Genomic DNA, 15,508 nt, shown 5'->3' with positions numbered 1-15,508 from the left:
GGATGATATGAACAATTTTCTAGATTTGTTCGCCGACCAAGTTCGTCGCGCGCCTTGCGCCGTTGCAGCTTCGGATGGTTGTAATGCCCTGAGCTATCAAGATCTTGACGAGATATCCGACGGCTTCGCCCGCAGGCTGAGCGCGGCATCGGTCAAACCCGGCAACGTTGTCGCCATCGGCCTTGAACGCGGGCTAGGATTTTTGGTTTCGATGATAGGCCTGTTCAAGGCTGGGGCCGCTTACCTGCCACTGGATCGCTCGCTGCCGCTAGATCGGCAGGCCTATATGCTGGAGCAATGCGATTGCCGCTACCTGATAGCGGAGAACGACAGCCAGTCATTGTTCAAAGGCATTGCTCATCTGACCATGCCCGGCAAGCTCCAAGAACTCAAGGGTGGAGCGCCGTTCGGGCGCTACGTATTGAAGGCCGACAGCCTTGCTTATGTGATCTTCACCTCCGGCTCCACAGGAATGCCCAAGGGGGCGATGATCCATCACGCAGGAATGCTCAATCACCTGCTAGCTAAAGTCGAAGACCTGGGGATGCACAAAGCGCCCAACGTGGCGCAAACAGCGCCCCAAGGTTTCGACATCTCCGTATGGCAATTCCTCGCTCCGCTCATCTGCGGAGGGCGGACGGCAATTCTGACACGATCGGAGTTTCTGGATCTGGATCGTCTGAGTGCGCGGATCGTGCACGACGAAATCGATATCCTGCAAGTGGTCCCGAGCCATCTAATGGCCATTCTGGATGCGATCAGCGTGGGTGCACAGAATGCGCGTTTTGATCATCTGAGCTGCCTGGTTGCTACGGGCGAAGTGCTGCCCGTTTCGCTTGCTCGACGCTGGTTGGCCACCAAGCCAAATGTACCTCTGGTCAATGCCTATGGTCCGACTGAGTGCAGTGACGATGTGACCCACCATGTTATCTCCCGGATGCCTTCTACTGATCACGCTGTCCCGATCGGGCGGGCGATACGCGGAATTCGGCTGATGGTGCGTGGCGCGGACCTGATGGCGTTGCCCGTAGATAAGGTCGGGGAGCTCTACGTCGAAGGGATTGCGGTGGGGCTGGGCTACGTCGGCCGCCCCGATCTGACCGCCAATGCATTTGTCATTGTAGACGGCCAACGAGCCTACAAAACCGGTGACCTCGTCAGCTGTGATAACAAAGGGGTCTTTCACTATCACGGTCGAGCAGATGATCAGGTCAAGGTGCGAGGTCACCGAGTTGAGCTGAGCGAGGTCGAATTCGGCATATTGCGACTGCCTTACGTCAAACAGGCTGCTGTGGTGCTCAACACTTCGCACTCCCGAACCTTTTTGACGGCATTCCTCGTGGAACAGAAGGGCGCTACCACCGATCTCGACACGCTGCGTCTCGATCTGCGCGAGCTCTTGCCGGAACACATGATCCCATCGGAGTTCCGCGTGCAGTTGTCTCTGCCCGAGACGTCCAACGGCAAGATCGACAAGAAAAAACTCTCGGCATTAGCTAATCAGACACCGGCGCATGCCACGACACAGAACGCTGAAGCAACAGAGTCTGCCGGCGGACAAGAGCTGCTCGATACCTGGCGTGATTTGTTGGGTAATCCGACGCTGCAACCCACTGACGATGTATTCAGGCATGGGGCCGATTCGATTCTAGCCCTGCAATTCATCGCACGGACGAAGGTGCAAGGACATGCCTTCACGCTGAGGAACATCTTCCAGAGCCCGACCGCGCTTGGGTTGCTCAGGGTAGCAAAATCCCAGGCCCGCGAAGTCGTTGCCGAGAGGGCACAACATCTGAGTCCGCGACTGGCGCAGGGCGGTTCGCCTTCATTCAAACCGATTTCGCCGGCACAGAAGGGTATTTACGTCCAGTCGCTGCGAACCCGACATCGCACCACCTACGTTCTACAGTTTGCGTTTCGTATGGTGCTGCCCGATGACGGCGTCGGGCTGGAAAAAGGATGGCGTAAAGCTCATCAGCACCTTGAGCTTTTGCGTAGTGCGTTCGTTCTGGCACCGTCGGGCGAGCCGATGCGCGTCGTTGCCGAGGAGCTCCCCTGAGATGGTCACGGAACGCTCTGGCGCACCTTGATGAAGTGCAGCAGCGCCAGTACATCAAAGACTTCCTCATGGAGGATAAACAGAGAGGTTTCGAACTGGATGAGCCCTCGCTTTATCGATTGAAGCTGTTTCATCTGGGGGGCAACGACTATCAGTTTGTCCTCAGTGCGCATCATCTTGTGCTGGATGGTGCATCGATTTTTTCCCTGATGAGCAAGGTGTTCTCGGGATCGGCGGGGGCGCCGGATTCGTTTCCAGCTTATATAGAGGGGCAGGAAAAATTCTACCTGCATCCTCAGGATCAACAGTTCTGGGCAGACCTACTCGATCCTTTCGAGACCCCGATCTGCGTCGCCGATACGCTCGCCGAGCCCTCCTTGAAACCGGTGGAGCATGTGGTCTTTGAAAGACGTCTGCCCGCGACTCTTGAGCAGGACATCGTGCGTCTGTGTGGTCGTACCGGAGTCACGATTGCTTCTGTTGCTGCAACGGCTTGGGCCATGGCGCTCAATGCAGTAAACGGCGGGCTTCACCAACTCTTCGGAATGATCGTCTCGGGGCGAGCCGACACCGGAGTTGACTTGCAAGCCATCGGGATGTTCGCCAACACCTTGCCGATGCCCTTGGTACTTTCGGCGGCGCAGAGTCCCGAGGTCAGCCTGCAAGCCGTCAGTGCACGTATCGCAGAATTGATTCGCTTCGAATCTATTTCGATGAACGATACATTGCTCAGCACACGTTCGCGTTTTGCGAACGGCGCGTTTGATACAGTGCTCAACGTCGAGACGCTGGCAGACTGGGCTGCACTAGAGGCACCCGGCGTTAAGCTCGAACTCACGCAGGTGACGGACTTCACAGAGTTTCCCTTTGCCGTTGAAGTCCTCAGCACAGGCGATGGCATCACTCTTGATTTCATCCGTGATCCCGAGCGTGTCTCCAGGGAAAGGGCAGAAGCGCTGTGTGAACATTTCTTAAGTGCACTGATATATATCTGTGAATCGCAGCGCCCGCTGCAAGAGTGGCGGGACTGGCAAGCCGCTCCCCTCGCCCCAGTTGCGAACGATCTGGCCCCGGCTTCACCCTTGCTGCATATACCTTTCGACACGCTGGTCCTGAATGCCGCACGTGCGATCATCGGCAGTGACTCGATTACCCTGAAGCAGAATTTTTTCTCCGCAGGCGGTGATTCAATCAGTGCGCTGCAACTGACTGCACGCCTAAGAAGCGAGGGGATGACGATTGATCTTGATCGTATCTTTGTAAGTCGATCGCTATCTGAAATTGCCCAAGCCGTACGGCCTCTGCACAGTAGGGCAAGCGGGGAACAGCACTCGCCGACCGGCGCAACCGCGCTAGCGCCAGTACAGCGTTGGTTCGCCGAACAGCAATTGATCAATGCCAATCATTGGTGTCTCGGCACGGCGATCGAAATTCATCGTCCCGTCGCGGCCGATACCCATCTGATGGCAACTCGAGAGATATTGCAGCGCTATCCGGTGCTGAGTGCGCGCTTCAATGCCGATCAAGGATACGACCAGACCATTCCGGCCAGACCGGTCGATGCACAGGCGAGTTGCATAACAGAGCATCTACCTGCACCGATCGATCAATCGCTGCAAGCTATCCGGGCCGTGCTGGATGATTCTCTGTGCGGCCTCGACCTCAAACAGGGAGATCTGTTTCGCGCGGTGCTGTTCCGTACCCCGGATCCCGATATGAATCTGCTGGTACTGGTAGCGCATCACCTGGTGGTAGATGCGATATCCCTGCGTATTCTCGTCGAGGATTATCTGAACCTCTGCTCAGGCAGCGCGCCACCTGCGGAGGTCACCTCATTTCGGGGTTGGGCGCAGCAAATGGCGAGTGATGGACAAGCTTTCAAAAGCGAAGTTCTGAAGCAGACGGCCTACTGGTCACGAGTCATCGAAACGGTTCCGGCCGGGATGCCTTTTGACCGGAACCGGCGATCGTCGGGCTGCACTGCAACACTGTCCCGGAGAATTAGCAACACAGCGACCACTGCGCTGATCCGCGAGGTGCCTGCGGCTTACAACACCCACATCAACGACATTCTTATCTCAGCACTGGTCCGAACGTTTTCCTCTTGGCGCGCGGGCTCGGACATTGCGATCAACCTAGAAGGACATGGTCGCGAAAGCGTCCTGAATGGCGTAGACGTATCCCGCACAATCGGCTGGTTCACGTCGGTGTTCCCGGTTTGTCTGAATGATCCTCAAGAGGGGCTCGGGAGTCTGATTCAGGCAACCAAACGCACACTCGCGGACATCCCGCAGCGAGGTGTCGGATATGGGCTGCTGCGTTATCTGTTAAATGAGTCCCAGGTGATTCCTGCTGCCGAACCCATGGTGCAGTTCAATTACCTCGGGCAGTGGGACAACGTCTCGTTTGACGATCCCAATGTGTCGATGCCATCTGCCCAGATCCTGAGTCTGATCGACCAGGTCTCGGTCGACTCGCGTAACGGCCGACAGCATGCGCTGGAGATCGAGGCACGGATTACTCAGGGTCGATTTGAAGTCGACTGGTATTACGATGACGGGATCCTGTCCCCGCAGGAGGCCGAAAGCCTTGCCACGCACTACGTCGATGTACTGACGGAAATCATCGATCATTGCACAGGGGGTGCGCTGATACGGGTGCCCGGCGACTATCCGGATGTCAGTCTGACAGATACTGAGTTGCAGTCGCTGATTGACTGCGCCGGAACCGTACCCGTGGATATTTATCCCTTGTCACCGACGCAAAACGGAATCCTATTCCAGCACCTGATGAGCGATGACGACACCTATACCCTGCAATACGTCATGGACATCAATGGCGAGATCAAGATCAGCGTGCTCGAAGCAGCCTGGCGACTGCTGGCCGAGCGTCATCCGATCCTGCGCACGGGGTTCTTCTGGGATACGGTCGCGGGCCCGGTGCAGTACGTGGTGTCAGAAGCAATTTGTAGTTGGCAGGTCATCGCGCACAGCGGAGATGAGGCACAGCATGATCGCCTGATGCGCGACGATCGCTCGTCGATCTTCAATCTGGCGACACCTGCGCTAACCCGCTTCACGTTGCTGTCCCAGGATTCGCGAACCCACAAGTTGGTCTGGACCTACCATCACATCCTTCTGGATGGTTGGTGTGTGGCCAAGGTCATCAAGGAGCTGTTTGCCCTCTACGACCAAATGATCTGCGGCGTGCAGCCCCGGCCAGTGTTCAACCTTGTCTACCGCGATTACATCACATGGCTGGCCAATCAACACGAACGGGAGAAGCGTCCGTTTTGGCGACGCTATCTGGCGGGGATCAGCCCTACGTTGTTCACCAGTCCCATTGCCTATCAGTCGTCTTCGCAGAAAGATCACAACGTCTACCGCTTCAACCTCGGGCGCGATCTGTCGAATGCCGTTGAGAGATTCTGCAGCGGGCTGGGTGTGACGATTGCCGTGTTGTTCCAGCGTATCTGGGCAGAGGTTCTAGCAGCAAACACACAGAGTCTCACCCCGGTTTTCGGCTGGGCAATTTCGGGAAGGCCCGCAGACCTTGAGGGCTCGCAAGACATCATCGGCCTCATGACCTCAATCGTGCCGTGCAAGGTGGAGGTACAGGAGCCGGTCTCACCCGAGACTCTTCGAGATTTGCAGCGCAACAGTGCAGTGCTGCAGGACGAAGGGCATGTCTCGATGAGTCATTTCCAGAATGCTGCCGGTCTGAGCCAACGGGCATTGTTCAACACCGTTCTGGTGGTCGAAAACTTCGAGCTTCAGAACAACCTGCCGGTCGGTGATGGCTACCGGCTGAGCAATCTGCGATGGATCGAGAAATCAGAGTTTCCTTTAGTTCTCGGTCTGGTCCCGGCAGATGAGTTCCTGATCGAGCTCAACTTCAACCCCCAAAAATTCTGCATAGCGCAAATGGTCGATCTTCAACAACAGATTGTTTTTCATGCGCGTCGAATTTCTTCTAGAAATGGATACCTAGAGCATGATGCATATATACAGTGCGAATCAGTATCATAAGTTGGATAACTTTATTGGTGATGTAGCGGTCTACCTGAAGATAGAAGGGTTGAATCCTGCCGGGTCGATAAAACTCAAGACCGCCATATCGCTTATCGACGAAAGTGAACGTTTGGGGCTGCTTTCGCCCGGACGAAAAGTAATCGAGTCCAGTTCGGGAAACCTGGGTGTCGCGTTATCGATGATTTGTGCGCAACGCGGCTATCCGTTTACCTGCATCACCGATCCCAATGTCAACCAGGTCAGCGTCAACCTGATGAAGGCTTATGGAGCCAAAGTCATTGTTTGCGAAACACATGATAACAATGGCGGCTTTCTCGGGGCACGCATTGCTCTAATTCAGGACATGATCCGACAGGATCCGAGCTATTTCTGGACAAATCAGTACGCCAATCCGGCCAACCCACTGGCGCATTACAACAGGACAGCTCCCGAAATTTTGCAGCAGCATCCCAACTGCAAGTGGCTATTTGTCGGTGCTGGCACCACCGGAACGCTTGTCGGTTGCGCGCAGTATCTAAGTAAACATGCGCCAGACGTGAAGCTGATTGCTGTCGATACCGTGGGCTCGATCAACTTTCAGGAAGTGCCGATGAAACGTCTGATACCCGGTTTGGGAACGAGTCGGCGTCCGGAAATACTCGATCGAGATCTGGTGGGGCATATCGAGTTCGTTGATGAAGTCGAAACGATCCGGATGTGCCGCAGTATTGCGCTGGACTACGGCTTGCTGGTCGGTGGTTCCACAGGGACGGTTCTGGTGGCGCTCAAACGCCTATGGAAACAGATTCCGACGGGCGACGAAGTCGTCGTGATCAGTCCCGATATGGGTGAACGGTATCTCGAAACGATTTATTCGGATAAGTGGTGTGACGCCAACTTTGGCAGCCGGATTTAACAACACCAGATGCCGGACTAAGTCTCGACAGTACCTTGGTTGATGTTTTTCAGAGCAGAAGGAACCTAGCGTGTCACAATTACTATTTCCCCCAAGCGGTATCTCGCAAACAAAGATTTTTCTAGATCAATGGGACCGCGTCAGCCACAATTTTAAGGATACACCTGCCATAGAAGATGGCGGTGTTTTATACAGTTATGCCGAAGTAGATGCAGAAAGTCAGCGAATCGCTGCTTATCTGGCACACCACGCGATTGGTACCGGCGCGATAGTTGCCATAGGTTGCCCCCGAGGCAAGGATCTGCTGGTAGCGTTGCTGGGCGTAATGAAAAGTGGCGCAGCCTTCTTTCTTTTGGACCTAAATGCTGCGCCAGCACGCTTGTCCGTTCAACTGGACGCCTCCGTTGCGAAGCTGGTTCTGGTCTCTGACGGGTACAAGGCAGGCGACAATTGCGCTCTAGCCACCGAAAAGGTCGTGCCCCTCGGTCTGGTCCTCGATACCGCACAGTCCCTGCACTTCGAGCAACCGCAGATAACCCCTCAAGATCTAGCGTACGTAATCTTCACTTCAGGCTCTACCGGCCAACCGAAGGGGGTATTGGTTTCACACCGGGGCATACCTAACCTCGCGCGTCATGCACTGACGTATGGCATAACGCAGGGTAGCCGGGTACTGATGTTTTCTCCTGTGTGTTTCGACGCAATCATCGCCGAAGTTGTCATGACCCTTTATGCCGGCGGCTGTCTGGTTGCAGTGAGCGACGATGAACTGCGGGACTTCGACTGCCTGCACGACCAGCTGTGCAATCGTCGAATCGATGTCGCCACACTACCTTCATCACTGGTGTCCCTACTGCCGGCCGAGCTGCCGATCAGCCTAAGTACATTAATCGTGGCCGGCGAGAGGTGTAGCAAGCAAGCGATTGCAAACTGGGCGGGCCGAACACGTCTGATCAACGCATACGGGCCTTCTGAAGCAACCGTTGCCACCACAGTCAAGCTGTGCGACCTCGATACCTCACCGGCGAATATTGGCCAGCCAATTACCAACGTCTCGGTGCGATTGCTCGACGAGACGCTGGTAGACGTACCTGATGGCGAACTCGGCGAGATCTACATCAGCGGGGCGAGTGTTGCCTTGGGCTATCTGGGCAATCCCGACTTGAGCGACGCAAGGTTTGTCCGTGGCCTGGACGGTGTTGACAGCTTGAGTTTTCGTACCGGTGATTTCGCCAGGCGCGATGTGAATGCAGACATCCTGTTCGAGGGTCGCAAGGACGACTTGGTCAAAATCAACGGAAACCGCGTTGAGCTTGGGGAAATCGAGGCTTGCGCCATGGCTACGCGGCTCATTCGAAGTTGCCACGCCTGCTGCGTTGATGCTGATACACAGAGGGCAAGAATCGCGCTTTTTGTAACCCCGTCGGGGAAGGTTAATGACGCGCGGCTGGAAGCTGAGCTGACGGCCCGTATCAGCACCGAGTTGCCGATTTACTTCATGCCAGCGCGCATCTTAGTACTGGATGAGCTTCCGCGTAATCTAACGGGAAAGGTTGATCGGGCCGCGTTGATCGCGCAGTTGGCCCGAGTAAGCGACGAAGGCGGAGCAGACGAGGTAATGACTCCTCAGGAGGAAACCCTGGCGTTGATGTGGGCGCAGATTCTCGGTCGTCCTATCAATAACCGTGACGCGAACTTCTTTGCCTTGGGCGGCAACTCCGTTCTCGCGATGCGCCTAGTTACGCTGATGAAGCGGAGTGGCATTCAGATCAATCTCAAGCGCGTGTTTAACGCACCAACCCTGGCGCAAATGGCCTGTCTGATCAAGGAGTAGGCGATGATGACCAAAGGGCTGAATCCTTACCAACGGTATTATTGGGCCACTTCAAACGCTTACGATCTTGCGGAAACAGCCTGCGTAAGCATCGGGTTTGCGCTGAATGGGCCATTGCAAACTGCGCAATTTAGCCGCGCGGTGGATGCGGTGGTCAATCGCCATGAACAGCTGCGATCACACTTCTACGAAACAGCCGAGGGTGCGCGACGGTTCCCCGAAGCACAAGTGAGCAATGTGCTAAGCGTCGATAGCGAGCCGCTTGAATTGTCCCGCCTGGAGGGTTACATCGAGGACCTGTGCCGACGGCCGCTTGATCTGAAGGTGGACATACCGCTCAGGGCCTACCTGAAAAAGCTCGGGCATGAGCTTCATCTATTTACGCTGATCATTCATCACATCGTTGTGGACTCGTGGTCGCTGGAGGTGATCCTCGACGATCTGGCGACCGCATACAACGGCGCTATATCCGGCGCGCCAGAGCCGTTGTTGGAGCCACTGAGCTTCGATCATGAAACGCTGGCGATGCCGTTGGCAGATGATGAGTATCAACGCCAGGCACTGTTTTGGCGTAAGTATCTCAAGGACGCGAAGACTCCGCTAATTCCGGGCTTGCTGACCGGAGAAAGTTCGCAAGGCAAGTCGACTTTCGATGTGATGCCCCTCAGTACAGAGGTCCACAACGCCATGAATCGACTATGTCATGCGCTGGATGTCACACCTTTCGTGGTTTACACCGCAGCGGCGTCTATCGCCCTCGCACAACTTTGCGACTGCGACGATTTGTTGATTCAGACCAATGTGACGCCGCGCTGGACGGAAGGCACGCAAACCGTTGTCGCCTATCTGTCTGCGCGCATTCCGTTACGAGTACGTATCGATTCGAAACTGCTATTACAAACCCACATTATTAACGTCGCCGACTCCCTCTACGAGACCTTCGAAAGCGTTGGTCTTTCGATCGGAGAAATCATGGCCGAATCCGGAATCAGCCAGAGCTTACCAATCCATATCGGTGCTGAAAGCTTGTTTGAAGGTTGGAATCTGAAAGGCGTCGCTGTCTCCCAAGTCCAACTGCCCGATTATCAGCCGTGGCCACTATTCATGTGGGTGCCAGTCACAACTGACTATTGCTTTATCAAACTGCAATATCAGGCCGACCGAATTTCGCATGAAAGCATGCTGAAACTCAGACACCTATTGAACGAAACGTTAGATCAATTCTGCCTCTTGAATGCCGAAGTAAGCATTCGTGACACCACCGTTTTAGACCACGAAGCCATCAAATGAGATCTCCAATGAAAGACTCCCAACATCTGTCATCTCACGCGTTGACCGTCGTCTCGGGTTCGCAGATCGCCAACCTGATGCCTTTATTGCGCCTAGATATTCTGCGTCTAATCGAAGAGACCTACCTGCAACACGAAGCCGGGCTGACCATCAACCCCGACAGCCATTTCCTGAGGTTCAGGGAGCGTCAATCGGATCGGATCATCGCCCTGCCGGCTGCAATTACCAATGACACACCCATTTCGGGCATCAAGTGGATTGCCAGCTATCCGAAGAACATCGAGCGCAATTTGCAGCGCGCCTCGGCCGTCCTGCTCCTCAACGATTACGAAACGGGCTATCCGGTAGCTTGTCTGGAAGCCTCCCAAATCAGTTCGGCTAGGACGGCGGCTTCTGCGGTAATCGCCGCGAGGGCGTTGGGGGCGGATCCGAAGAAGGCGCCGAAAATCACATTCGTCGGCGCAGGAGTAATCTCTTGCGCGGTCTTTGATTTCTTCATGGCCGATGGCTGGAAGTTCGATCAGGTCACAGTTTGCGATCTGGATGCAGCCTCGGCTAATGAGCTTTGTCACCATGTTCAGTCGGAGACGGGCCAGCGAGCGCGTTTCGTCGCGGACTTGAAGGCTGCGATCAGTGCGACTGACATCGTTGTTTTCGCCACCAATGCCAGTACGCCTTACGTGTCTGGAGACGATGCCTTCACCCCCGGCCAGATCATTCTGAATATATCGCTGCGCGATATCAGCCCGGACATCATCTGGCGGGCATTCAACGTCGTTGATGACGTGGAACATTGCATGAAGGCCAATACCTCGCCCCACTTGGCAGAACAGAAATACGGTGATCGCTCGTTCGTGCATGGCACGCTCGCGCACATCCTGAACAACCCGAGCCTAATTGACCCCTCGCGGCCGCTGATCTTTTCACCATTTGGGCTGGGCGTTCTGGACCTTGTGGTCGGCCAACTGTTCGTCGACAAATGCCTGGCGGCCGGTGCCTACACCAACATCGTGGACTTCATTCCCGATACGCGGCGTTGGGCCACATCCTACAGCTGAGCCAAGCACAGAGCAGAGACGCGAGCCTTCATACATTCTATTCCAGGGAGGAATGACCTCATGCAAAACAAAAAATGCATGATCATCGGCTTCAATGATTTCTCGTTCAACGACTACTGTCAGATGCTTGATCAATTGGCACCTGAAGCAGCAGCGAAACGTGATTTACGTCTGGCGTTTGTCAACTACGGAGGCTCGCGGCTTCACGCATTGGGCTTGCTGAACAAGACACGTGAGCAGGAGGGGCTGGCAAATCTGAACCTGAACAACGCCGACTTTCTATGGCCGGTGGTGATGGTGCTGGGTACCTACCTCGACAAGCACGGCATCGCCTTTGACTACGTCAATCTGTTCCAAAGCGAGAAGGATGTGCTGGCGCAAAAGCTGGCGTCCGGCACGATCAGCGCGGTGGTCATCACCACAACACTCTATGTGATGCCCCATCCTGTACAGGAAATCGTAGATTTTGTGCGTTCCTATTCTCCTAAGGTGCAGATCATCATTGGGGGACCTTACATCAGCGGTTTGTTCAAGACACATGATCGCGAAATGCTCGGTGATTACCTGAGTGTTCTTGGCGGCGATATCTATATCAACAGCAATGAAGGCGAAGAAACCCTTCGCCAGGTTCTGGAGGCGCTCAATAAAAACTGTTCGGTTATCGGATTGAGCCGCACTGCCGCGCTCGATGGCGATACATGGGTGTTCGGGGCGGATGAGCCGGAATTCAACGAGCTGAACGAGAATTTCGTCAATTACAGGCTGTTCGAACCGCGCGGCATCGGACGATTTCTGTCCACACGGACAGCCAAATCCTGTCCTTACGCCTGTGCGTTTTGCGGTTTTCCCCAGCGCGCCGGCAAGTATCGTTACTTATCCACGAGCGATGTAGAGCGCGAACTGAATGCTGTGAAGGCGATTGGTACCGTAGACACACTGACGTTCCTGGATGACACATTCAATGTGCCCAAGCAGCGATTCCGGGAAATCATGCAGATGATGATCGACAATCAGTACAACTTTAAGTGGAACTCCTTCTACCGCTCTGATCAGGGCGATCCGGAAACCATTGCGCTAATGGCGCGCGCAGGGTGCGAAGGGGTTTTTCTGGGTATCGAGTCGGCTTCCGACACAATGCTAGCGCTTATGCGCAAAACGTCACGCCGCAAGAACTATGAACAGGCTATCAGCGCATTCCGCTCGGTGGGCATTGCGACTCACGCCTCGTTCATCATCGGCTTTCCGGGCGAAACCCTCGGCACGGTGCAAGAAAGCCTCGACTTCATCGAAAACTTTCGGCCGGACACTTTCCGTGCGCAGGTCTGGTACTGCGACCCGCTGACCCCTATCTGGAAAGATCGGGAAAAGTACGGCCTCACCGGGTCGGGCTTCGACTGGTCGCATTACACAATGAACAGCGAACTCGCCGCCTCCATAACCGAGCGTTTTTTTCTCACCGCTCAACACTCTACGTGGCTGCCTCAATTCGGATTTGAGCAGTGGAGCCTGTTCTATCTGCATCGACAAGGAATGGAGCAGCGCAATATCCTTGAGTACCTCAACTCCTTCAATGCCGCAGTCAAACATCAACTGCTGCACGGTGATGACGCTGAGCTGCCTGCCCCGATTATTGAGCGCGTTAAGTTCAGTGCCCATTTGCCGGCGCAGAGGCTCCAGATACCTCAGCCCGATTTATCAATGGATTCGGCGGCGCACTTCAAGGCGGCAGAGTCGCGCTTGCGGGAAGCGGCCGCATGGCTGGACCCGCAAAATCTTGGAGCACTGCCGGTGCACATTGGAGAACAGAGGAAGACTGTGCTGAGCCGGCCCAAAGGCGTGGTCAGGGACGGCAATCCGAAAGTCGCTTGGATCGTAGCCTTTTTGATGCACGCTAGCAGCGTTCTGCAGGGTGAGCGATTTTTGGTGCATTATGTCGTCGAAGGGGACACCCGACTGATGGCGGTCGACAATGTGGGCGGCTGCAGCGAGGAGGCACTCTACGATCGTATCGCGCAATTCCTTGCCCGGACGCCAGTGGTAGACAGCCATGACAACTATTTGCTGTCTCGCAATTCACGGTTGAGTGCTTGCGACATTATTTTACGTCAGCCGATTTTGCGCGTGTTTGCCGACGATGTTGTCGTTCCTTGGTTCGACAGCGGGCTGTACATGCACTTGCTGTTGCCGAGTACCGGACCGGTTCAGGTGCTGAGCAACTTTGTTCGATGGGCCCCCGAGCTTCACGCCACGAATGCGCAAAGCGTCCTTGCCGAGCAGGATGTATTCATCAGAGTGCAATAAGCCGGATCAGAGTGAAAAATCTCAAGGCGTTGTACTCCATGATTCTCTTAGCCGCGCAGTGCTGTTTTCTTGCGCTCTTCGCGTGCGCAGGCAGCCGCCAATAGCTGTTCGGCGATACGCAGTTGGAGACGCTCCTCAATGAGGCGGATGAATAGCGGATGCCCGGCAATGGCCGCATCGAGCTCATAACCGTGTCCGTCGGGTTCTCGCAACCAGTAATGGCCGTCAATCAGCGTACGCCGCAGCTCCACCACATCGCTGCGCAGCATGGGTGCGTACTCGCTTTTCCATTGCTCCAGCCGCGCGGTCGCGTCCCGTTCGCTATAACGCTCGCCGGGCTTGAGTGCGGCGCCGACATACAAGAGCATGACCGCCAACTCCTGACGATTCAGCCGTCCCAAGGTCAAACCATTCTTGCTGCTCAAGCGTATTAGTATGTCGACGAATTGCTCAAAATTCGTTGGAAGTTCCTTGTTCAAGATCTTGCTCCTCAGCCATGAATGGTTGCTGCAGCTTAAAGATGACGCAAATTGTAGTGACCCCTTATGACGGCTGCCGGAAAATTCTTGCATGGGCGCTACCCGAAAACGAAACCGTCCTATTTCTACTACTTCGCAATAGATTGGAGTGGGGTAAATGCCTTTGACTTCGGAGACAAGATACCTCTATGGGCGCAGATTATCGCGCTCACGGGGAAACATGCCGTAGAACTTGCGCGGCTCACTCAACCTTTCCCCCGACTAACCTTGAGCACGCCGCACAAAGCGGTGCCGTTCAAGGATCGATCATGTCTCTGGCCATTGTCTTGAGCCGCGCGCAAGTCGGCGTCGAAGCCCCCTCCGTCACTGTTGAAACTCACCTGGCCAACGGCTTGCCGAGCCTGACGCTGGTCGGGTTGCCAGAAGGTGCGGTGAAGGAAAGCAAGGACCGGGTGCGCAGTGCGATCCTCAACTGTCGGCTGGAGTTTCCGGCCAGGCGCATCACCCTGAATCTGGCACCGGCAGACTTGCCCAAGGACGGCGGGCGCTTCGATCTGGCGATCGCGTTGGGGCTTCTGGCGGCCAGTGCACAGATTCCGACCCTGGCGCTCGATGGCGTCGAGTGCCTGGGGGAACTGGCGTTGTCCGGGGCGATCCGGCCGGTTCAGGGTGTATTGCCTGCTGCACTGGCAGCCCGCGAGGCCGGGCATGCATTGATCGTCCCGGCGGTGAATGCCGAAGAAGCCTGTCTGGCGTCGGGATTGAAGGTGATTGCAGTGAGTCATCTGCTTGAACTGGTGTCGCACCTCAACGGCCACACGGTCATCGCCCCTTACAACTCCAACGGATTGATTCTGCAAACCCAGCCCTACCCCGATTTGAGCGAAGTGCAGGGGCAGACTGCCGCCAAGCGGGCGCTGTTGGTCGCCGCCGCTGGCGCGCATAACCTGCTGTTCAGCGGCCCGCCCGGCACCGGCAAGACCTTGCTCGCCAGCCGCCTGCCGGGCCTGCTGCCGCCGCTGGACGAGCGCGAAGCGCTTGAGGTTGCGGCCATCCAGTCGGTCGCCAGCCACGCGCCGCTGACCAGTTGGCCGCAGCGGCCCTTTCGGCAACCCCATCACTCAGCATCGGGGCCTGCACTGGTCGGAGGAGGAAGCCGCCCGCAGCCCGGGGAAATCACCCTGGCGCACCACGGTGTGCTGTTTCTCGATGAGCTGATTTTTTGACTTTCTTCAGCCACTTGTCAAAAATCGCACAAAGCCCACGGATTCAGTAGGTTAGCGTGATAAATCCCTCGCAAATTTCCTTGCCAATCTTCTCAAGCGGTGCTCAGTACGACTCGTATCCCTTCGAACGCCTAGACGAGCCCACGCTGGCGTACCTGTACGCGTGCGATGAGCACGACTACTACAGGCTCCCTTCCAGTGCGACCGTCATCAGATGCCTGGAATGCTTTCTCCAAATCTCTCAGGAATTCTTGACCAGAATCTCGAACACACAAATCAAAAGGATCGCTCCTCGATTTTTGGGCTTCATCAATAGCGACCTATTCCCAGGGGGC

Annotated in this window: 8 protein-coding genes and 1 pseudogene; 8 read left to right on the top strand and 1 reads right to left on the bottom strand. The window is 55.6% G+C overall.

Features of this window, described 5'->3' with window-relative positions; all coding sequences use genetic code 11:
• Positions 1–7 precede the first annotated feature (7 nt).
• The 7 genes from AC1MEK_RS27660 (at position 8) to AC1MEK_RS27630 (ending at position 13,468) form a co-directional block, all read left to right on the top strand.
• The gene (locus AC1MEK_RS27660; protein ID WP_480399431.1) at positions 8–2,059 is read left to right on the top strand and encodes a non-ribosomal peptide synthetase; all 2,052 of its coding nucleotides are present in this window, start codon (positions 8–10) and stop codon (positions 2,057–2,059) included.
• Positions 2,056–6,087 (top strand): condensation domain-containing protein, encoded by a 4,032-nt coding sequence (locus AC1MEK_RS27655; RefSeq protein WP_480399493.1) that lies wholly within the window; start codon positions 2,056–2,058, stop codon positions 6,085–6,087. Before AC1MEK_RS27660 ends, AC1MEK_RS27655 begins: the two co-directional genes overlap by 4 nt.
• Positions 6,053–6,985: a 2,3-diaminopropionate biosynthesis protein SbnA gene (gene sbnA / locus AC1MEK_RS27650; RefSeq protein ID WP_480399430.1), complete on the top strand. Its 933-nt coding sequence runs from the start codon at positions 6,053–6,055 to the stop codon at positions 6,983–6,985. The genes AC1MEK_RS27655 and sbnA overlap by 35 nt, the downstream gene beginning before the upstream one ends.
• Before the next feature lie 70 nt (positions 6,986–7,055).
• Positions 7,056–8,819, top strand: coding sequence for a non-ribosomal peptide synthetase (locus AC1MEK_RS27645; RefSeq protein WP_480399429.1), 1,764 nt, complete (start codon positions 7,056–7,058; stop codon positions 8,817–8,819).
• Between the two features lie 3 nt (positions 8,820–8,822).
• Positions 8,823–10,109, top strand: a complete 1,287-nt coding sequence (locus AC1MEK_RS27640; protein WP_480399428.1) for a condensation domain-containing protein — start codon at positions 8,823–8,825, stop codon at positions 10,107–10,109.
• Between the two features lie 8 nt (positions 10,110–10,117).
• A complete protein-coding gene (gene sbnB, locus AC1MEK_RS27635) occupies positions 10,118–11,167 on the top strand; it encodes a 2,3-diaminopropionate biosynthesis protein SbnB (protein WP_480399427.1) in 1,050 nt (349 codons plus the stop codon).
• Between the two features lie 60 nt (positions 11,168–11,227).
• The gene (locus AC1MEK_RS27630) at positions 11,228–13,468 is read left to right on the top strand and encodes a PhpK family radical SAM P-methyltransferase (protein ID WP_480399426.1); all 2,241 of its coding nucleotides are present in this window, start codon (positions 11,228–11,230) and stop codon (positions 13,466–13,468) included.
• A gap of 47 nt (positions 13,469–13,515) precedes the next feature.
• Here the strand turns inward: AC1MEK_RS27630 and AC1MEK_RS27625 are convergent, their stop codons facing one another.
• Positions 13,516–13,947 (bottom strand): DUF2087 domain-containing protein, encoded by a 432-nt coding sequence (locus AC1MEK_RS27625; protein ID WP_480399425.1) that lies wholly within the window; start codon positions 13,945–13,947, stop codon positions 13,516–13,518.
• 308 nt (positions 13,948–14,255) lie between these two features.
• Between AC1MEK_RS27625 and AC1MEK_RS27620 the strand changes: the two are divergent.
• Positions 14,256–15,164: pseudogene (locus AC1MEK_RS27620) on the top strand (YifB family Mg chelatase-like AAA ATPase); the annotation flags it as partial.
• Positions 15,165–15,508: the final 344 nt, after the last annotated feature.

This window comes from Pseudomonas sp. 2, from assembly GCF_056627435.1.
Note: the sequence above shows the minus strand (reverse complement) of the source record. Positions and strands in the feature narration are given on the sequence as shown.